This is a genomic window from Ralstonia sp. 1138 (genome assembly GCF_040544795.1).
Classification (GTDB): domain Bacteria; phylum Pseudomonadota; class Gammaproteobacteria; order Burkholderiales; family Burkholderiaceae; genus Ralstonia; species Ralstonia flatus.
Genome location: NZ_JBEPKQ010000002.1, coordinates 1,039,672 through 1,058,885 on the forward strand (window position 1 = coordinate 1,039,672; position 19,214 = coordinate 1,058,885).

Sequence of the window (19,214 nt, forward strand, 5' to 3'; positions counted from 1 at the left end):
AATGTGCGATCAGATGCGCAGGAACGTTGTGCGGGCATTGTGCCGCAACCTGCGTGCCGCTGATCCGCACATCGGCCATTTGCCCCACTCTGAAGTGGGGAAAGGCAGCCAAACGCCTTAACTTTCCCGACACGATGGTCGATATCGTGAAAAACACCCCAAATATGGACGCCACCTCTGCTGAGCGGCCTGACCGTCCTGAACCGGATGTGATCGAACAGGACAGCCCACGGCCGCTGCCGCTCGCTGACGACCGCTACGAAGCGCTCGTCCGGCAAATGCCGGATGCGTTGTACATCGTGGCGGACGACATCATCGTTTTCGTCAACGAGGCCGGCGTTCGTCTGTTTGGGGCGCAGTCCGCGCGCGATATCGTCGGCCACGAGCTGGACGAGTTTGTGCACGACAACTCGATGCACCTCGCACGGCAGCGCCGCGAGTGGATGGTCACGCACGGGGCCGGTTTGCCGCCTGTCGAGCAGACCTTGCTGCGTTGCGATGGCACGCCCGTGGAAGTCGAGGTGCTTTCCGCCCCGGTGCAGCTTGGCTGGCGCACCGCCATCCAGGTGGTGGCACGCGACATCACCCAGCGCAAGCAGGCCGAACAGGCGCTGCGCGATTCCGAAGCCAATTACCGCGCCCTGGCCGCCGAAACCGCACGCGCCAAAGAATTGCTGCGCTGCGAAAAGACCGTACTCGAACTCAGTTCGCGCAACGTGCCGCTGCCGGACTTGCTGGCCGAGGTGTGCCGGCTCGTCGAGGCACTGCTCGACGACGGCGCCATGTGTTCGGTCCTGCTGAGCAGCGACGGCGAGCACATCACGCAGGCTGTGGCGCCGTCGCTACCGTTCATGCTCTCGCAGGTGCTGGTCGGGATCGCGATCGGCCCTGCGGTCGGTTCGTGCGGCACGGCCATGTTCCTGAACAAGACCGTGGTGGTGGAAGACATCGACGCCGACCCGCTCTGGGACGGCTACCGCGACATCGTCGCGCCGCTGGGCCTGCGTGCGTGCTGGTCGACGCCCATCCGCGGCGACAACGCGCAGATGATCGGTGCGATGGGCATCTACTACGACACGCCGCGTGCGCCCACGCGCGACGCCATGGGGCTGCTCGACGGCATTACGGACATCATCGGCGTGGCCGTGCAGAAGGCGCATATCGCGCGCGATCTGCAGGAGAGCGAAGAACGCTACCGTCTGGCCGTCGACAACCTGACCGAAGGCATCGTCGTGCAGGCCGCCGACGGCACCATCCTTGCGTGCAACCCGAGCGCGCGGCGCATTCTGCGGGCGGGCAACCTGTCGCCCGTGGGCACCAGCCACCTGGCGCTGATGCGGCGCTCGTTGCGCGAAGACGGCAGCGAGATCCCGCTCAACGAGCGCCCCACGCGCGTCGTGTTGACCACTGGCCGCCCGCTGCTCGGCTTGACCGTCGGCCTGGAACTCGTGGACGGCGACGTGGTGTGGGTGCATGAAAACGTGCTGCCCATCGTGCGCCCTGGCGACGATGCTCCCTCCGCCGTGCTGATCTCGTTCAACGACATCGGGCCGGCGCGTGCCGCACAGCAGCAGCTCACGTTCCTTGCGCAGCGTGATGCGCTGACCGGGTTGTACAACCGTGCGTATTTCTCGCAGCGCATGCAGGCGGTGATGGAGCAGGCCGCCAGCCAGGCCGGCGAGGCACGCCAGGTCGCTGTCTTGTTCCTGGACCTGGACGGCTTCAAGAAGGTGAATGACACGGCCGGCCACGAAGCGGGCGACCACCTGCTGCGCATCGTCGCGCAACGCCTGTCGGCCTGCGTGCGCCAGAGCGATACGCTGGCGCGCCTCGGCGGCGACGAGTTCGTCGTGCTGCTCGACAACGTGCGCTCGTTGGGCGAGGCGGAGCGCCTGGCCAAGCGCATCGTCCATTCGATCGCGCAGCCGTTTTCGACGGGCGGCACCGAGTACTACCTGGGCGCGTCGATCGGCATTGCGGTGTACCCGGAACACGGCAACGATGCCGCCACGCTGCTGCGCTGCGCCGATGCCGCCATGTACAACGCCAAGCAGAACGGCCGCAACCAGCATCGCGTGTACACCGCGCGGCTGTCACAGCGGGCGCAGCGGCGCTTCCAGCTGGAGTACCACCTGCGCCGTGCCCTGGCGGCGGGCGAGCTGTCGCTGCGCTTCCAGCCCATCGTCGACGCCACATCGATGGACATCGTCGGTGCTGAAGTGCTGCTGCGCTGGCACAGCACCGAGCTGGGCGAGGTGTCGCCCGCCGAGTTCATTCCGGTGGCAGAAGACGCCGGGCTCATCGGCGACATCGGTGAATGGGTGCTGGCGCAGGCGTGTCATCAGGCCGCGCACTGGCGCGCCACCTGCATGCCGGATTTCTTCGTCGCCGTGAACCTGTCGCCGCGCCAGTTTGGCGAGGGGTTGGTGCCGACCATCTCGCGCTGCCTGGCCGAAGCCGGCTTGCCCGCGCGCGCGCTGGAGATGGAGATTACCGAAGGCTTGCTCATGCGCGACACCGCGGCTGTGATGCCGGTGCTCGACGCGCTCACGGCACTGGGCATCCGCATCTCGATCGATGATTTCGGCACGGGGTATTCGTCGCTGTCGTATCTGCAGCGCTTCCCGATCGACAACCTGAAAGTGGATCGCTCGTTCGTCTCGGGCATTCCGCGCCACCGCGATTCAGTGGTGATTTCGCGCGCCATCGTCGCCATGGCCGCATCGCTCGACATGACGGTCACCGCCGAGGGGGTCGAGACGCTGGAGCAGGCCGAGTTCCTGCAAGCCGCAGGGTGCGACAAGTTGCAGGGCTTCCTGTTTGGCCCGCCCATGACGGCCGGCGCCTATGAGGCGCGGCTGCGCCGCAACCGACCCGCGCAGGCCTAGGCCTAGGCCTCGTGGCGCGCAAAGCGCCTGTAATGCCCGCGTAAGTCAGTGCGGTTAGCGTCGCTCAAGCGCGCATTCACCCGTGCCGATACACCCCGTAGAGGGCCGCTTCGCCATTCGTGCGAAGGCACACACAACAACGACAACCGGAGACAACCGCACGTGAAGCCATTCGCCTGGGGCCGCGGCCCGAAAGCCTCCCCCGACCTTGTTGCCCGCATTGCCGAAGAGGCCGGCCGCGTCGGCATGGGCATCTGTGAAGTCTCCGGCAACGTGGAAGACGTGGCCGTGCGCCTGCGCCGGCAGGCCAGCGTATTCGACCAGTTGCGCAACGCCGCCGATGTGACCATGCGCGGCAACCACGACATCGCTGTCGCCGCGCGGCATGCGCGCGAAGTCGCATCGCATGCCAGCGAAGAGGTGAGCGGGTCGCGCGCAACGGTCGACGCATCGCTGCGCGACATTCGCGAGCTGGCCGTTGGGGTGGCGAGCATGGAGCAGCAGATTGCTGCACTGCGTGAAGCGCTGATCCAGGTGGCGCAGGCGTCCGAACAGATTTCGCAGATTGCCAAGCAGACCAATCTGCTGGCGATCAACGCGGCCATTGAAGCTGCCCGTGCGGGGGAATCGGGCCGCAGCTTTGCCGTGGTGGCGGGTGCGGTGAAGCAGCTCGCCGGGCAGACCGCCGAAGCGACGCAGCGTATCGAAACCACCTTGGCGGATTTGTCCGGCCAGACCGACAAGCTCATCGGCGACAGCAGCGCCAACGTGGCGCGCGCGCAGCGCGTGGATGCCGGCACGCAGGCGATTGGTGCGGTGATCGGCGTGGCGGGCGAGGCGATCGCGCGCTTCGATGTCGAGGCGACGAGCATTGCGGAATCCACTGCCGCCATCGAAGACGAATGTGCGTCGCTCGCGCGTGAGGTGGATGCCATGGCCGAGGGCGTGAAGCAATCGAGCCACAACATCGACAACGCACAGCGGCAGCTCTCGGGGTTGCTGGGCGCCTCGGAAACGTTGATCCGCTTGACGGCTTCAACCGGTGTGCAGAGTGCCGATACGCCGTTCATCGAAGCGGTGCAAGCGGCGGCCGGCAAGATCAGCGCGTTGTTCGAATCGGCACTGGCGCGCGGCGATATCAGCGAAGGCGATTTGTTTGATCGCGCCTATGTGCCCGTGCCGAATACCGACCCGCCGCAGCATATGGCGCGGTTCACGGCGTTCACGGACCGCGTGTTGCCTGCGGTGCAGGAACCGCTGCTCCAGTTGGATCCGCGCGTGGTGTTCTGTGCGGCGGTCGACACCAATGGCTATCTGCCGACGCACAACCTGAAGTTCTCGCAGCCGCAGGGCAGCGACCCCGTCTGGAATGCGGCCAACAGCCGGAACCGCCGGCTGTTTACCGATCGCACGGGGCTGGGGGCGGCGCGCAATACCGAGGCGTTCCTGTTGCAGACCTATCGTCGCGATATGGGGAACGGGACGTTCGCGATGATGAAGGATGTGTCGGCGCCGATTTACGTCAGGGGCCGCCACTGGGGTGGGTTCCGGATGGGTTACAAGGTGGCCGGTTAAGGTTCGTGACGGTGGGGGTGGGGTTTGGGACCTTGCTGGCGGGGTTTTTTTGTTGATGGTGCATCCGTTGTTTCGTCCCCTGGCGGGGCCGACTTACTTTCTTTGTCTGGCCAAAGAAAGGTAAGCAAAGAAAGGCGCGCCCGAGATGGCGAAAGACTCCTTGAATTTCTGTAACCGGGCGGAGACGGGGAAAACTCGCTTCGCTCAGACAGTTCCCCGTCTTTGTTCCGCCCGCTTACAGAAATTCAAGGCGCCATCTAGGGCAGGGTACGGCCAAACCGTCGCGGCGCGGGGGTTGGCGCCACGATGGTTCGTTTGCTGTTGGGGCTTAGTGTTTGCGCGTGCCCAGGATGACCAGGACGGCGGCGCCTAGCTCCAGCGCGGCTACGAAGTAGAGGCCGGCGGAGAGGTGGCCGGTGCTGGTCTTCAGCCAGCCGATCATGTACGGCGCGACGAAGCCGGCGAGGTTGCCGATGGAGTTGATGAGGGCGATGCCGCCTGCGGCTGCGGTGCCGGCCAGGAACACGGCGGGAATCGACCAGAACACCGGGAACGCGGCGAGGATGCCGATGGCGGCGACGGTGAGCGAGATCAGCGCGAGCGCCGGCGAGCCGAGCAGTGCGCCTGTTGCGACCAGGCCGGCGGCTGCGATGACGGCGGCGATGGCGCAGTGCATGCGGCGCTCGCCCGTGCGATCGGAATGCGCGCCGTTCCAGACCATTGCAATCGTGCCGGCGATGAACGGAATGGCTGCGATCAGGCCGATCTGGAAATTGCCCTGCACGCCCAGCTCCTTGATGATCGACGGCGTCCAGAACGCGATGGTGGCGTTGCCGCTGACCACGCAGAAGTAGATGGCTGCGCAGATCCACACGCGGGCGTTGGCCAGCGCGGCGCCGAACGAGGCGTGCTTGGCGGGGTCGCGGTTTTCCACTTCAACGGCGCGCACGACGGCGTCTTGCTCGGCGGCGGAGAGCCACTTCGCCTGACGCGGCGTTTCGGGCAGCCAAGCCAGCACGGCAAAGCCGGCCAGCACAGACGGAATGCCCTCGAGCAGGAACAGCCATTGCCAGTTGGCGAGATGGCCCACGCCTTCCATGCGGCTCATGATGAAACCGGCAATCGGGCCGCCCACCACGCCGGCAATCGCAAACGACGTCATGAACAGGCCGTTGATGCGCGCCCGGTGTGCGGAGGGAAACCAGTACGTCAGGTACAGCACCACGCCCGGGAAAAAGCCCGCTTCAAAGATGCCCAGCAGAAAGCGCATCACGTAGAACGAGGTCGGCGTCTTCACGTAGATCATCGCCATTGAGGCCAGGCCCCACAGGATGGTGATGCGCGCGAGCGTCTTGCGTGCGCCGATCTTTTCCAGCAGCAGGTTGCTCGGCACTTCGAACAGGAAGTAGCCGATGAAGAAGATGCCGGCGCCCAGGCCGTACACCGCTTCGCTGAACTGCAGGTCCTGCAGCATCGACAGCTTGGCGAAACCGACATTGACGCGGTCGATCCACGCGAGGATGAACAACACCACCAGGAACGGCACCAGGCGATACGCAATGCGGCGGTAGGTGGCATCCAGCTCGGTGCTGGGAAGCGGGCGACTGGCCGGGTCGGTCGGGTTGGCCGGCAGGGCTTGGGTTTGCGACATGGTTTCCTCCAATAGCGTGTGAGGGCGCCGGCGCTTCGTGTGCTGCTCTGTTTTACGAAACGCAGGCATGCGTTGGGCCTGGCGCGTCTACAGCGCGCCTTTTCTTTTTTTGGCTTGGCTTGGCTTGGGGAGCCGCCTGCGTGGCCCGGACGCTGGCGGCGAATGTTCTGGCTAGTCGATCAACGCAGGGCAGCCTCCACCGCCCGGCCGACGCGCAGGATGCGCGCGTCGTCGTTGGCGAGACCGCAGAGCGACAGGCCGACCGGCAGTTCGCCGGAAGCGTGTACCGGCAGCGTCAACGCGCAGCCGTCCAGGAAATTGATCACGCTCGGATTGCGCAGCGCGAGGGCGTTGACGCGGAAGAACGCCGCGTCGTCAGCCTCAAGCGGTGCGACTTCGGGCGGCACGATGGCCACCGTCGGCATCAGCCATGCATCGAAGTTGCCCAGGCGCTTGCGTGCGGCGGCAATCATGCGCACGCGCGCGTTGATCACGTCGATGTAGGCGGCTGCGCTCATCTGTTCGCCACGGCGGATGCGCGTGGCGACGCGCGGGTCGTACTGCGCTTCGGCACGCGCGAGCAGCGCGCGATGCCATGCCCAGGATTCCGCGGCCGAGAAGCCGCCGCCGCTGTTGATGTCCGGCAGTTGCAGCAGCTCGGGAAATTCGAAACGCACGATGTGCGCGCCGGCACGTTCGAGCCGCTCGACAGCGCGCTCGAACGCAACGGCGACTGTGCTGTCGAGATCCGCGCCGACAAAGTCCTGCGTGATGCCGAAGCGCAATCCTGCCAGCGGTACTGCGGTGGTGTCGAACGCATCGTTGCCGGACTCGCCGCTCAACACGGCATCGACGATTGCGCAGCAGTCGACCGAGTTGGCGAGGGGGCCACCCGAGTCGAGCGACGTGGAAAGCGGCACGCCGCCCGTCATCGGCACACGGCGGGCGGTGGGCTTGAAGCCCGTCAGATTGCAGAACGCCGAGGGGATGCGGATCGAGCCGCCGGTATCCGTGCCCAATGCCGCCACGGCCATGCCGCCTGCCACGGTGACGGCACCGCCCGACGTGGAGCCGCCTGCCGCGCGTGCGCCATCGGCCGGCGTGCGCGGTGTGCCGTAATGCGGGTTCAGGCCCAGACCCGAGAACGCAAATTCGCTCATGTTGGTGCGGCCCAGCAGCACGGCGCCGGCAGCACGCAGGCGCGCCACCGCTGCAGCGTCGGCGGTGGCGGGTGGCTGATCGGCCAGGGCGCGCGAACCGGCAGACGTCACTTGGCCGGCCACGTCGAACAGATCCTTGATCGACACCGGCAGCCCCGCCAGCAGCGAGGGCACGTTGCCTGCCTCACGCGCGGCGTCGGCGGCGCGCGCCATGGCCAGCGCCGCCTGCTCGTCGATGCTTACGTAGGCAGCACCGCCGGCGGCGCGGTGCGCTGCGGCGTGCTCCAGGGCAGCCTCGGTCAGCGCGACGCTGGTGGTGCGGCCGGCGGCCAGTTCAGCGGCCAGCGCGCGGATCATGTTCGGGCGGGGCGTCATCATGCGGTGGTCTCCGTGAGGTGGGGCGCTTCAGCCTTCAACAGGCAGCGTGTCGACAGCATAGCGATGGCGCAATTCAGTGCCCGACACCGGGTCGATCAGGGCCATGTCGAAGGCCTCGCCAAAACCGAGTTCGCCGATGATGGGCTGCGTGCCGCAGAACATGGCGGTGCCGACCGGCAGCGTGTCGTTACCGGTGTAGCGGCGGATGAGGTCGCGCGGGTCGAGCATGCGCTTCACGCCGCCTTCCTGGTACAGCGCGGTCTGGCCGTCGCGGGTGCGCCAGGTCTTCATCTGCAGGCTGTCCCAGTGGTCGGCCAGTGCTTCAAAGCGCCACACGTCGCGGCTGACGGGCTTGGCGCACATCTGCTTGGAGACCGTCACGCCATAGGCTTCGACCTTACGGTCGGTGTGGTCGGAACCAATGCCGACCAGCAGGCCCATCGGCGTGGAATACAGCACGAACTCCGCTTCGCCGGAGGAGTCGGCGCCGGGAATCTCCACGGTGGCATCGGTGGTCAGCAGCGAGGCCGACACGCGGTAGAAGCATGGCACACGCGCCGGACGCGCCACGCCGATCGCTTCAAGCTCGGCGATGTGGTGTTCGACGGCGTCGGCATCGCGGCCGGTCCAGCCGGCAATGACAAGGTGGTCCACGGTCACGTCGATGGGGCCGTGGCCGATCAGGTTCAGGTGCAGCGTGGTCATGCGGAATCCGGAAGAGGCGGTAAAACGAACGGGGAAATCGGGCTCGGATCAGAGCGTGCGGATGATCGTGCGGCGGAATTCGTCGATGTGCTCGCGAATCGCTTCGCGCGCTGCGGGCACATCGCGGCGCTCCAGCGCATCGAGCACGGCGAGGTGCTCGTCGTACACGTTCTGCAGGTGTTGCGGTTCTGACAGCGAGAGGAACCAGAAGCGCGCCTGCTTCTCGTGCAGGCCGCGCAGCAATTCGGCCAGTACGCGGTTGCGCGACGCGGCGGAAATGGCGAGGTGGAACTTGAGGTCCAGCGCCGCCAGCGCGGCGATGTCGCGGTGTTCGATCAGCGCGGGCGATGCATCGACGATGGCACGCATGGCTTCGAAATCCGCCGGGTGGGCACGCTCGGCGGCCAGCGTCACGCACAGGATCTCGTTGGTGGCGCGCACCTCGATCATGTCGAGCACGTCGTTGAGCGACAGCGGCGTCACCAGCACGCCCTTGCGCGGAAGGATTTGCACCAGCCCTTCCACCTCCAGCCGATGCAGCGCCTGGTGGATGGGCGTGCGGCCCAATCCCAGGATCGTGCCGAGCTGCGCTTCGTTGAGCGGCTCGCCGGGGCGGAATTCGCACGCCATGATGCGGCGCTTGATCTCGCTGTAGGCGAGTTCACGCATGGCGGCGCCTTTGGGCGCATGCGCTGCGGGCTCAACGGCAAACGGTGCAGGGGCGGGCTTGGCGGCGCCGGAAACCAGCTTGATGGGACGCGACATGGGGCGGCCTCGAATCTCGTAAAAGTCGAGTGATGGTATTGTGATATCTCACAGAGCGTCAAGCGGTCAACGCGCCGCATTCAGCCGTCTTCGTCTAGGTATTTGCCCTGATATGCCCCCGGCGGGAGGGCCTCGCAATTCGTTATAGACTGCAACAAATTTCAGGGAGACAGCCATGAAGATCGCCATCATCGGGGCGGGCATCGGCGGCTTGACGCTCGCGTTGATGGCCGAGCGCCAAGGCTTTGAGGTCGAAGTGTGGGAGGCCGTGCAGACGCTGCGGCCGCTGGGTGTAGGCATCAATTTGCTGCCGCACGCCGCGCGCCAGTTGTGCGAACTGGGGCTGGAAGACACCTTGAGCGCGCTGGCGATTCGTACTTCTGCCCTGGCGTACTACAACCGTTTCGGCCAGCCGATCTGGCACGAGCCGCGCGGGCTGGCCGCCGGGTACGACTGGCCGCAGTTCTCCATCCATCGCGGCGAATTCCAGATGGCCCTGGCCGATGCCGTGATTGAGCGGCTCGGTGCGAACTGCGTCCGCCTGGGTCACAGCTTCGAGGCGGTCCAGTCGACGGGGGAGAAGGGCGGTCCCGTGCGCTTCACCCTGCGTGATCGTGCCAACGACGCTGTGGTCGAATCCTCGGCAGACGTGCTGATCGGCGCGGATGGCATCCACTCTGCCGTGCGCCGGCACTTCTACCCGACGGGCGATGCACCGCGCTTTGCGGGCCGCATGCTGTGGCGCGCCGTCACCGAGGCCGCGCCGTATCTCGATGGCCGCACCATGTTCATGGCCGGCCACCAGGACCAGAAGTTCGTCGCCTATCCGATCTCCGAACCGCTGCGCCAGCAGGGCCGCTCGCGCATCAACTGGATTGCCGAACTGCGCGTGCCCGACGAGGCGCCGCCGCGCAGCGACTGGAACCGCGAGGTCGACCGCGCGATCTTCCGCAGCGCCTTTGCCGACTGGAAATGGGACTGGATCGACATTCCGGCCTTGATCGACGGGGCCCAGGCCGTGTACGAATTCCCGCTCGTCGACAAAGACCCGCTGCCGCGCTGGACCTTCGGCCGCGTCACGCTGTTGGGCGATGCTGCGCACCCGATGTATCCGATCGGCTCGAACGGCAGCGCCCAGGCGATTCTCGATGCGCGCGCGTTGGTCGACTGCCTGCTCGCCACACGCGACACCGGCGTTGCCCTGCGCGAGTACGAGGCCGATCGCCTGCCGCGCACCGCGGGCATCGTGCTGCGCAACCGCCTCAATGGGCCGGAGCAGGTCATGCAGCTCGCGCATGAACGCGCGCCCCAAGGCTTTTCGCGCATCGACGACGTGATCCCGCGCGCCGAACTGGAAGGGATTGCGATGCGCTATAAAAAACTGGCCGGCTTCGATCCGCAGTCGCTGCGCGATCAGCCGCCCATGCCGCGCCGCGCCTGAAACGCCGGTACGTTCAAACGCCAAAAAAAAGAGGGGACCCATGATCATCCGCCGCACCATCTGCGCCGCTGCCGCGCTGTTGCTTGCCACCGCCGCCCATGCCGACATCGTCGTGGGTGTGAGCCTGTCAACGACCGGGCCGTCAGCGTCGCTCGGCATCACGCAGAAGAATTCGCTGGCCTTCTATCCGGATGCCATCGCCGGGGAAAAGCTGCGCCTCGTGGTGGTGGATGACGCCTCCGACCCGAGCACCGGCACGCGCCTGGCGCGCAAGCTTGTCACGGAAGACCACGTCGACATCATCGTGGGCTCATCGGCCGTGGCACCGTCGATTGCGATTGCCGAAGTCGCCACCGAATCGCACACGCCGCAACTGGCGCTGGCGCCGGTGGAGCTGAAGCCGGGCAAGGGCGATTGGACTTACCGGCTTGCGCAGCCCATCTCGCTGATGGCCGAGGCGATTGCCACGCGCATGGCGGCGTCGGGCGTCAAGAACGTCGGCTTCATCGGCTTTTCGGATGCGTACGGCGAGAGCTGGCTGAAGGACTTCACGGCTGCCGCCACGCCGCGCGGCATCAAGATCGTCGACGTCGAGCGCTACGCCCGTGCAGATACCAGCGTGACCGGGCAGGTCGCCAAGCTGGTCAGCATCAAGCCCGATGCGATCCTGGTGGCCGGCGCGGGCACCGGCGCAGCGCTGCCGCACACCGCATTGCGCGATCGCGTTTATGCGGGCCTGATCTACCAGACGCACGGTGCGGCCACGAAAGACCTGATCCGCATTGGCGGCAAGACGGTCGACGGGGCCATCCTGCCGGCCGGGCCGGTGATCGTGGCCGAGCAATTGCCCGACAGCCACCCGAGCAAGAAGACCGCGCTCGAATACGTGACGCGCTATGAGAAAGCCAACGGCCCCGACACGCGCACGCAGTTCGGTGCTCACACGTGGGATGCGCTGCAGGTGCTCCAGCGCATCGTGCCGGTGGCGCTCAAGAAGGCCAAGCCGGGCACGCCGGAGTTCCGCCAGGCGCTGAAGGGCGCGCTGGAATCGGAGCGCGACATCGTCGTTTCGCATGGCGTGCTCAACTACACGGCCGCGGATCATTTCGGCTTTGACGCGCGCGGCCGCGTGCTGCTGACCATCGACCACGGCAAGTGGAAATTGTTGAACTGAAACGCGCGCGCGTGCGTGGCCGGCGGGCGCATCGCCGACGATAATCGAGGGGTCTTTCACCATCGACACCGCTATGCCGCGCACGCCCAAAGCCGACGACCTGTATCCCGCCGTAGCCCCCTCGGGGCACTTCAACCCGCATCTGGCGGACGTGGAGTATGGCGCGCTTGACGGCCTCGTCGGCTATGCGGTGCGCCGGGCGCAGCTGCACATCTACGAAGATTTCGTGCGGTCTCTGCAGGCGTGGAACATCACGCCGCCGCGCTTCTCGGCCATGACCGTGATCGCGCACAACCCGAACCTCAAGCTGACCGAACTGGCCAACATCCTGGGCGTGGCGCGCTCCGGTGCGGTGTTGCTGGTCGATACGCTGGAAGACATGGGCATGGTCGAGCGGCAGCCGTCGCCCAAGGACAAGCGCGCGTTCCGGCTCGTGCTGACGGCCAAGGGCGCCACCACCCTCGACGAAATCACCCGCGCCGTCACCGCGCACGACGCCCGCGTGACAGCGCATCTTTCGCCGGACGAGCGGCACACGCTGCTGGCCCTGCTCAACAAGCTGGCATCGGGGCCGGATTCCGCCGGCTGACCGGCAGACTGCGCGTGCAAATGACAAGCGGCCCGAAGGTGGGCCGCTTTGCTTTGGTGGAGGTGCTGGTGCGTCAGCGCTTGTTGGCGTCGATGGCCTTCTGCCAGAGGTCCTTGTCCGGCGGATACAGCGAGTCGAAGTACTCGCGCAGCGTGCAGATTTCCTGGACGATCTCGAACGGAAATCCCTGGCGGCCGCCCCGGTCGTCGATCTGCAGGCTGTTCAGGTAGCGCCGGCAGCCGATGAAATCCGCCCACTTGGCGGCGATCGTGTTGATGATGCGCGGAAACTTCCGGCCGAGTTCGATCGGCCGCACCTCGTCGGGCAGGGACGCGAGCCAGCGGATGGCGTCGCGGTTGAGCGCGAAGTCATCGGCGTTCTGCTGCTTGCGTTGAGAGGTGGGATCTTGGGTCATATCGGATGCGCATCCTTGAGGTCTAGTGTACCCCTCCCGCGCCGGGCCGCCAGCCCGACCGGCGAGGGTCTTGACGCACCACCTGTTTGATTCGACCGCTGCCACAGCCGGTGTCCCGCCGTTTGTTTGCCTCGGCTGCGGTATGCCGCGCGCCGCCCAATCCACATCCGCCTCAAGTTTTGCGCAGGCTTGCCGATAAGCCAAGCGCGGTTTGGCGCGCTGAAGGACCAGAGCATCCAGCAGCTTAAAACGCCTAGACTGCGAAACACGAGCCAGTGTCGGCTGGCACGCCGCTCCCCTCATTCAATCAAAAAACCGGACGTTGAGCCGAGGTAGGCAGGGTATGAAGCGAATCGATGCGAGCCAATTGCGTGTCGGCATGTTTGTGATGAAGCTGGGCGGGTCCTGGCTCAAGCATCCGTTCTGGCGTGCGCAATTCCAGTTGTCGCACCAGGGCCAGATCGACGACATCCGCAAAGCGGGTATCACCGATATCTGGATCGACCCCGAGCGCGGCGAAGACGTCATGTCCGAGACCCTGATGCCCACGCCGGCTCCGGCGCCCGCACCCGAGCCGCTCACGCGCGAGACCGTGGCCGCCCGACCGCCGATCACGCCGACGTCGCTCAAGGAAGAGTGGAAGCACGCCCAACAGCTGATGCAGAACGGCAAGGCGACGCTCGGCCACATGTTTTCCGAAGCGCGCATGGGCCGTGCGCTGGAAACCGAAAAGGCGCTGCTGCTGGTGGACGACGTGTCCAACTCGCTGGCACGCAACTCCTATGCGCTGATTGCCCTGGCGCGGCTGAAGAACAAGGACGACTACACCTACCTGCATTCGTTTGCGGTGTGTGCGCTGATGGTGGCGCTGGCCAAGACGCTGGGCTTGCCTGAAGACGAGATCCGCGAATGCGGGCTGGGCGGGCTGGTGCACGACATCGGCAAATCGGCCATGCCGCGCACGCTGCTCGACAAGAGCACGGCGCTGACCAAGGACGAACTGGCGCTGCTGCAGACGCACGCGGTGGGCGGCCATCATCTGCTGCAGGGCACCGGGCAGTTCAGCGAGATCGCGCGCGAAATCTGCCTGCACCACCACGAGCGCATCGACGGCAGCGGCTACCCTGACGCCCAGAAGGCGGACGGCATCAGCCTGTGGGCCAAGATGGGCGCCATTTGCGACGTGTACGACACGCTCACGTCGAGCAGCCCTTACCACCATGCGTGGTCGCCGGCGCAGGCGCTGAAATACATGATGGCGCGCACCGACACGCAATTCGATCGCACCGTCTTCCAGGCCTTTACGCGCAGCGTGGGCATCTACCCGGTCGGCACGCTGGTCAAGCTGCGGACCAACCGGTTGGCCGTGGTCGTTCACCAGAACGAGGCGTCTGCGCTGAAGCCGGATGTGGTGGTTTTCTATTCGGGCAACACCAAGACGCGCGTGCGCCCGGAGCGCATCAGCCTGGGCAAGTCCGACGATTCGATCGTCACCGTGGAAGACGCCACCACGTGGGGTTTGTCGGACGAGGAAGTGTCCGACATGTGCCTGGTCTGACGCGGCGGCCCAGTGTCAGACGACGTCAGAAGTCTTCCACCGGCGGCTCTTTCTGCTCCGCCGGGTCCGGGCGGGTGTCGCGTGGCACCGCTTCACCGGGCTTGCGCTGGGCGGGCTCGGGTTGCCTTTTCGGGCTTTCGGGCTGCGTCGTATCGGTTTCGGAACGGCCTGGCTGGGTGGACATCGCGGTCTCCTGATCAGCAGATGCCTCTCTTCCAGCATGCGGCGCGCCCGGGCAAGCCCCTACGTTTCATGTGTATTTTTCTTAACACGGACTTCAACAAACTTCATGGCACACCCCTCTAAAGTGGGGTACGTTTGAGTCGTTGGTTTTTACATTGCTGAACAATCGCCACACATTTAGAGCGACGTCGGCAATCCGCAAACAAACGATTCAGTCTTCCGGGGGGTGACATGAACGTTTCCAATCTGCTGCATGCGGCGTCGAACTGGGTCGTCCAGTCGCGCGCCTTCAATGTCACGCAATCGGTTGCACACCATCGCACGCCCAGCGATGCGCTGTCGCACTGGAAACTCGATATCTGGCACAAGAGCGTGCCGTTCCTGCTCGAGGGCGGCTTGGCCGAACCCGCGCACCAGCTGTTTCCGAAGCATCTTGCGCATGCCGACTGGGTGGACGAGCTGCACCACCATCTCAGCCAGCTGGTGGGCGTGCGCCGCGAGCACTGCAAGATCGATATCCGCGCGGTGACCGGGCTGGCGCAGTCGCCGTGCTCGGTGCATTCGTTTCCGAGCATGCTGGTATTTGCGCATCAGCATTGCCGCCGCATTCCGCACAGCACGGACGCCGACTTTGCTGCCAACCGGCGCCACGTCTTCCGTTACGCAGATCAGGCGAACGTGTTCCGTGCCTACGACTTTGCTGGCGGCGAGCTGTTCTACATGAACGAGTGGGGCGCGCACCATTTCGCCGCGCTGGCGTTGCAGGCGCGTACGCAGAACCGAGAGCTGCTGGTCGATGCCGAGGTGCGCCACGCGCGTTCTGCGCTGGGGCTGCGGCGGTTGCTTGACGGCTTCTACGTGATCGGTGCGCGGCGCCAAGGGCAGCAACGCTACGGCACGCGCTTGTCAGAAGCGCTGGCCAGCCACCAGGTGCCGCACCGCTGGATGCATGGTCGCCGCGAGGCCGAAGGCTTCGAGCTGTGCTTCCTGCCCAAGTCGGATCGCTTTGCCAACTGCGTGGGCGAACAGCTCGTGCGCGACGGCTGGTTCGACTATGGCGCCTGGCTGGCCAGCCTGCACGATGCCACCGAGGTGGGCGCTCCCGCCCAACGCGCCGAGGCCGCCCGCAAGACGCGGTCGAACTGGAAGCGCGTGCCGGTGCCGGCCCTGGGCGTGCCGACGGGTCTCATGCCGGGTTTTGCGCACACGCGCTTGTAATACTAGGGCGCTACGCTCAGGGGTTGTTCTGCCCCTCCACCTGACGGATTGCTGAATCAGGCGGCTGGTGTCAGAATTCGCAACTTAGTTGCATTGGGGCGCACAATGTCGGGTGATATTGTGCGCCGGCACCTGCGCCCGATCTTGCGTTCCTTCCGCTCCTCCTTCCTCCATCCGCGTTGGCTGGCTTGCCTGCTGACCGTGTTCCTGCTGTTCGGTCAGCAGGGCGCGCTGCGGCATGCGCTCTCGCATTGGAGTGAATTCAGCGAAGCGACCGGCGTCGAGTTCAGCGCCGCTGCCACGGCCAAGCCGGCCAGCGCCGAGCGCAGTCAGCCCGCGCAGGAACACGCCGCGTGCTTGCAGTGCGCGGCCTATGCCGCCCTGGCGGCTGCCCTGCCGATGCTGGTGTCGCTGCGCCTGGCGCATACGCGGCGCTGGCACTTTCCGCGCATCGGCTTTCATGCGGGCGCACCGGTGTTTCCGGTGGCCGTGTGTTCGCGCGATCCTCCCATCCGCCTTTGATTCCTGCCTTGCCCCTCGGCGCGCGCGTTGTGTTGATGCATGCGCGTGCCGCTGTCTAACGCATCCGCTCGATTCAAAGGTTTTTCCATGATTCCGTTCCAGCCCCGCAAGCTGGTGATGGCGCTTGCCGCCGTCCTGCCGTCCGTCGCCTCGGTTTCCGCCCTGGCTCAGGAGGCCACACCGCCGGCCGCCACGCCTTCCACGCCCGCCACGACGGCACCCGCCACCAACGTGCGCGATCTCAGCGAAACCCGCGTCACGGCCAAGCGCCTGGATGCTGCACGCAATGCGCTGTCGCCGGATACCGGCAGCTCCGTCTACAAGTTCGACACCGATGACATCGCCCGCCTGCCGCTGGGCGATGCCACGCCGCTGAACCAGGTGCTGCTGCAGGCGCCGGGCGTGGTGCAGGATTCCTACGGGCAACTGCACGTGCGCGGAGACCACTCCAACCTGCAATACCGCATCAACGGCGTGATCGTTCCGGAGCCCATCAGCGGTTTCGGGCAGATGCTCGATACCCGCTTCGCCAACCAGATCAACGTGCTGACCGGCGCGCTGCCTGCGCAATACGGCTACCGCACAGCCGGGATTGTCGACATCACCACCAAGGGCGCGTCTGCCGACGAGGACGGCGAGCCGAAGGCCTTCGGCGGCGAGATCGGCACGGTGCTGGGCAGCAATGCCACGCACGAGGTCAATGCGCAGATTCAGGGCACGAAAGACCGCTTCAGCTATTACCTGTCGGGCGTGTTCCTGGAAAACAACCTCGGCATTGAAAACCCGACGGGCAACCGCAACGCCACGCACGACCACACCACGCAAAACAAGTCGTTCGGCATGCTCTCGTACCTGCTCGACAACGACAGCCGCGTGAGCTTCATGTTCGGCACGTCGAACGGCCGTTTCCAGATTCCGACGCGCCCGGGCCTGACGCCGCAGTTCACGCTCGATGGCGCGGTGCCGCCGGCGTCGGAGGCGCTCAACGCCAATCAGCGCGAGAAGACAGACTTCCAGATCCTGACGTATCAGCAGAAGGTGTCGCCCAAGCTCGACTACCAGGTGTCGGTGTTCCGCCGCGCAAGCCGCATCGACTACATGCCGGATCCGATCGGAGATTTGGTCTACAACGGCGTGGCCGCCGACATTACGCGCCGCAACGAGGCTTACGGCCTGCAGGGCGATGCGAGCTACAAGCTGACCGACAAGCACACGCTGCGTGCCGGCGTGTTCGTCCAGCGCGAGCGCTATGTGGCCAACAACACCTCCAGCGTGTTTGCCGCCGACGACTCCGGTGCCCAGACCAGCACCACGCCGTTCACCATCGTCGACAACCACAGCGGCAGCGGAACGACCCTGGGCGTCTACCTGCAGGACGAGTGGAAGCCCACCGACAAGCTCACCGTCAACTACGGCGCACGCTACGACCGCGTCAACACCATCGTCAGCGAGCAGCAACTAAGCCCGCGCCTTGGCCTGACGTACGACCTGACGCCGCGCACCCGCGTGCATGCCGGCTACGCGCGCTACTTCACGCCGCCGCCCACGGAGAAGTTCGACACCACGTCGGTGCAGGCCTTTGCCGGCACGACCAACGCGTTGCCGTCGGATGCCAACACGGCCGTCAAGTCGGAGCGCTCGAACTACTTTGACCTCGGGATTTCGCACCAGCTCACGCCGCACCTGACGTTGGGCCTGGATGCGTATTACCGCGACGTGCGCCACCTGCAGGACGAAGGGCAGTTCGGCAACGCGCTGCTGTACTCGGCGTTCAACTACGAGCGTGGCCGCATCTACGGCCTGGAAGGCAGTGCGAACTATCGCAACGGCAACTTCGGGGCCTACCTGAACCTGGCGGTGTCGCGCGCGCAAGGCAAGGGTATCGAGACCGGCCAGTTCAACTTTGATGCCGACGAGCTGGCCTACATCAACAACCATTGGGTCAACCTCGATCACGACCAGCGCCTGACCGCATCGGCCGGCGTGTCGTATCGGTATGCCGGCACGACGTATACGAGTGATGTGCTGTTCGGAACGGGCTTGCGCAATGGCTTTGCCAATACGGAGCACCTGCCGGCCTACTGGCAGATGAATGTGGGTGCCGCGCGTGACTTCAATCTGCCGACGCTGGGCAAGTTCAAGACGCGCCTGACCGTGCTGAACATCTTCGATCGCAGCTACCAGCTGCGCGATGGCACGGGCATCGGCGTGGGGGCGCCGCAGTTTGCGCCGCGCCGTACGTTCCTGTTGTCGGTCAGCAAGCCGTTCTAAGCAAATCGGGCCAGCACATGTGGCTGGCCCGATGTCCCATCCATCAAATCGTCGTCACATGGGCGGGACCATCCCGTCCTTGCCGACCAGCACGCGCTGCGCGACCAGCGTGCCCTGCGCATCGGCGCGCACGAACATGACGACGTGCGCGCCGGCTTTCAGGTCATCGCGCCGACCCGGTTCGAACGTCACGATCGGCACTTGCGGCGGCACCACGATGCGCTGCTCCCCATCCTTGTATTTGACCGACAGCGTGCGGCCTTGCGCACCGGTGACAGCGCCTGCCTGCTCGACCGTGCCGTTCGTCATGCTGCTGTTCGGCCCCAGGTCGTAAGGCCGGTGACCGTCGCCGGTGCCGCGCATGGCTTCCGGAAACACGTGCACTTCGAGCGCACGCAGCGTGCCGTCCGGCTCCTTGACCGCGGCCGTGCCGATATAGCTGCCGGCGCGAATGGCCGACGGCTCGATCGGCGCGACTTGCGTGACGCTGAGGTCCACCGGCAGCGTCACGGTGGCCTTGTTGCCGGACGTGTCGGTCACGTCGACAGCGGTGCTGTGGACCGCGTTGATGGTGGCCCGCACGCGCGTGGGCGCGGCGGTACTTTGCGCAGACGCGGCGAGTGGAAGGACCGCAGTCACAAGAGCGACGGCTGCGGCAGTACGGGCGGAAAAGCGTAGACGTGTCATTGAGCAAGCGCGTGAGATTCACCCAAACGTGGGC

The 19,214-nt window shown here is 65.7% G+C and carries 16 protein-coding genes; 9 read left to right on the top strand and 7 right to left on the bottom strand.

The genetic code is table 11. From position 1 onward, the window contains the following. Nucleotides 1–164: 164 nt before the first annotated feature. Together ABIC76_RS12610 and ABIC76_RS12615 are read left to right on the top strand one after the other, a co-directional pair. Complete coding sequence (locus ABIC76_RS12610) at nt 165–2,888, top strand: sensor domain-containing protein (protein WP_180815158.1); 2,724 nt, start codon at nt 165–167, stop codon at nt 2,886–2,888. Nucleotides 2,889–3,050: 162 nt separating this feature from the next. Then, nucleotides 3,051–4,463 carry a methyl-accepting chemotaxis protein gene (locus tag ABIC76_RS12615; protein WP_102064600.1) on the top strand — a complete coding sequence of 471 codons (1,413 nt, stop codon included), beginning with the start codon at nt 3,051–3,053 and terminating at the stop codon, nt 4,461–4,463. Nucleotides 4,464–4,791: 328 nt separating this feature from the next. Here the strand turns inward: ABIC76_RS12615 and ABIC76_RS12620 are convergent, their stop codons facing one another. The 4 genes from ABIC76_RS12620 to ABIC76_RS12635 all read right to left on the bottom strand — a co-directional run bounded on the left by ABIC76_RS12620 (nt 4,792) and on the right by ABIC76_RS12635 (nt 9,122). Beyond that, on the bottom strand, nt 4,792–6,114 hold the full coding sequence (locus ABIC76_RS12620) for an MFS transporter (RefSeq protein ID WP_102064601.1): 1,323 nt from the start codon (nt 6,112–6,114) through the stop codon (nt 4,792–4,794). A gap of 179 nt (nt 6,115–6,293) precedes the next feature. Next, entirely contained in the window at nt 6,294–7,652 is a 1,359-nt protein-coding gene (locus ABIC76_RS12625; protein ID WP_354534161.1) for an amidase, read from the bottom strand. A gap of 27 nt (nt 7,653–7,679) precedes the next feature. Further along, on the bottom strand, nt 7,680–8,357 hold the full coding sequence (locus ABIC76_RS12630) for a DUF2848 domain-containing protein (RefSeq protein ID WP_354534162.1): 678 nt from the start codon (nt 8,355–8,357) through the stop codon (nt 7,680–7,682). 48 nt (nt 8,358–8,405) lie between these two features. After that, nucleotides 8,406–9,122: a GntR family transcriptional regulator gene (locus tag ABIC76_RS12635; protein ID WP_027678100.1), complete on the bottom strand. Its 717-nt coding sequence runs from the start codon at nt 9,120–9,122 to the stop codon at nt 8,406–8,408. Nucleotides 9,123–9,297: 175 nt separating this feature from the next. On the opposite strand from ABIC76_RS12635, the gene ABIC76_RS12640 reads away from it, so the two are divergent. The 3 genes from ABIC76_RS12640 (at nt 9,298) to ABIC76_RS12650 (ending at nt 12,326) form a co-directional block, all read left to right on the top strand. Further along, on the top strand, nt 9,298–10,563 hold the full coding sequence (locus tag ABIC76_RS12640; protein ID WP_354534163.1) for a flavin-dependent oxidoreductase: 1,266 nt from the start codon (nt 9,298–9,300) through the stop codon (nt 10,561–10,563). 40 nt (nt 10,564–10,603) lie between these two features. Next, complete coding sequence (locus tag ABIC76_RS12645) at nt 10,604–11,737, top strand: ABC transporter substrate-binding protein (RefSeq protein WP_354534164.1); 1,134 nt, start codon at nt 10,604–10,606, stop codon at nt 11,735–11,737. Nucleotides 11,738–11,810: 73 nt separating this feature from the next. Further along, complete coding sequence (locus ABIC76_RS12650; protein WP_354534165.1) at nt 11,811–12,326, top strand: MarR family winged helix-turn-helix transcriptional regulator; 516 nt, start codon at nt 11,811–11,813, stop codon at nt 12,324–12,326. A gap of 73 nt (nt 12,327–12,399) precedes the next feature. Here ABIC76_RS12650 and ABIC76_RS12655 read toward each other — a convergent pair whose 3' ends face one another. Further along, complete coding sequence (locus ABIC76_RS12655) at nt 12,400–12,741, bottom strand: hypothetical protein (protein WP_027678096.1); 342 nt, start codon at nt 12,739–12,741, stop codon at nt 12,400–12,402. Between the two features lie 343 nt (nt 12,742–13,084). On the opposite strand from ABIC76_RS12655, the gene ABIC76_RS12660 reads away from it, so the two are divergent. Beyond that, nucleotides 13,085–14,299 carry a cyclic di-GMP phosphodiesterase gene (locus tag ABIC76_RS12660; RefSeq protein WP_354534166.1) on the top strand — a complete coding sequence of 405 codons (1,215 nt, stop codon included), beginning with the start codon at nt 13,085–13,087 and terminating at the stop codon, nt 14,297–14,299. A gap of 25 nt (nt 14,300–14,324) precedes the next feature. On the opposite strand, the gene ABIC76_RS12665 is transcribed toward ABIC76_RS12660, so the two are convergent. After that, a complete protein-coding gene (locus ABIC76_RS12665) occupies nt 14,325–14,483 on the bottom strand; it encodes a hypothetical protein (RefSeq protein ID WP_354534167.1) in 159 nt (52 codons plus the stop codon). Nucleotides 14,484–14,713: 230 nt separating this feature from the next. Between ABIC76_RS12665 and ABIC76_RS12670 the strand changes: the two genes are divergently transcribed. From ABIC76_RS12670 to ABIC76_RS12680, 3 genes are all read left to right on the top strand, one after another. Beyond that, nucleotides 14,714–15,700, top strand: a complete 987-nt coding sequence (locus ABIC76_RS12670) for a DUF6685 family protein (RefSeq protein ID WP_027678094.1) — start codon at nt 14,714–14,716, stop codon at nt 15,698–15,700. A gap of 105 nt (nt 15,701–15,805) precedes the next feature. After that, complete coding sequence (locus ABIC76_RS12675; protein WP_354534168.1) at nt 15,806–16,222, top strand: hypothetical protein; 417 nt, start codon at nt 15,806–15,808, stop codon at nt 16,220–16,222. Nucleotides 16,223–16,309: 87 nt separating this feature from the next. Next, the gene (locus ABIC76_RS12680; protein WP_102064607.1) at nt 16,310–18,493 is read left to right on the top strand and encodes a TonB-dependent receptor; all 2,184 of its coding nucleotides are present in this window, start codon (nt 16,310–16,312) and stop codon (nt 18,491–18,493) included. Nucleotides 18,494–18,547: 54 nt separating this feature from the next. On the opposite strand, the gene ABIC76_RS12685 is transcribed toward ABIC76_RS12680, so the two are convergent. After that, nucleotides 18,548–19,180 carry a hypothetical protein gene (locus tag ABIC76_RS12685; protein WP_027678091.1) on the bottom strand — a complete coding sequence of 211 codons (633 nt, stop codon included), beginning with the start codon at nt 19,178–19,180 and terminating at the stop codon, nt 18,548–18,550. Nucleotides 19,181–19,214 lie beyond the last annotated feature (34 nt).

Coding starts and splice junctions, on each gene's coding strand:
- ABIC76_RS12610 (WP_180815158.1), top strand. CDS start 165: ATGGACGCCACCTCTGCTGAGCGGCCTGACCGTCCTGAACCGGATGTG.
- ABIC76_RS12620 (WP_102064601.1), bottom strand. CDS start 6,114: ATGTCGCAAACCCAAGCCCTGCCGGCCAACCCGACCGACCCGGCCAGT.
- ABIC76_RS12625 (WP_354534161.1), bottom strand. CDS start 7,652: ATGATGACGCCCCGCCCGAACATGATCCGCGCGCTGGCCGCTGAACTG.
- ABIC76_RS12630 (WP_354534162.1), bottom strand. CDS start 8,357: ATGACCACGCTGCACCTGAACCTGATCGGCCACGGCCCCATCGACGTG.
- ABIC76_RS12635 (WP_027678100.1), bottom strand. CDS start 9,122: ATGTCGCGTCCCATCAAGCTGGTTTCCGGCGCCGCCAAGCCCGCCCCT.
- ABIC76_RS12640 (WP_354534163.1), top strand. CDS start 9,298: ATGAAGATCGCCATCATCGGGGCGGGCATCGGCGGCTTGACGCTCGCG.
- ABIC76_RS12645 (WP_354534164.1), top strand. CDS start 10,604: ATGATCATCCGCCGCACCATCTGCGCCGCTGCCGCGCTGTTGCTTGCC.
- ABIC76_RS12650 (WP_354534165.1), top strand. CDS start 11,811: ATGCCGCGCACGCCCAAAGCCGACGACCTGTATCCCGCCGTAGCCCCC.
- ABIC76_RS12655 (WP_027678096.1), bottom strand. CDS start 12,741: ATGACCCAAGATCCCACCTCTCAACGCAAGCAGCAGAACGCCGATGAC.
- ABIC76_RS12660 (WP_354534166.1), top strand. CDS start 13,085: ATGAAGCGAATCGATGCGAGCCAATTGCGTGTCGGCATGTTTGTGATG.
- ABIC76_RS12665 (WP_354534167.1), bottom strand. CDS start 14,483: ATGTCCACCCAGCCAGGCCGTTCCGAAACCGATACGACGCAGCCCGAA.
- ABIC76_RS12670 (WP_027678094.1), top strand. CDS start 14,714: ATGAACGTTTCCAATCTGCTGCATGCGGCGTCGAACTGGGTCGTCCAG.
- ABIC76_RS12675 (WP_354534168.1), top strand. CDS start 15,806: ATGTCGGGTGATATTGTGCGCCGGCACCTGCGCCCGATCTTGCGTTCC.
- ABIC76_RS12680 (WP_102064607.1), top strand. CDS start 16,310: ATGATTCCGTTCCAGCCCCGCAAGCTGGTGATGGCGCTTGCCGCCGTC.
- ABIC76_RS12685 (WP_027678091.1), bottom strand. CDS start 19,180: ATGACACGTCTACGCTTTTCCGCCCGTACTGCCGCAGCCGTCGCTCTT.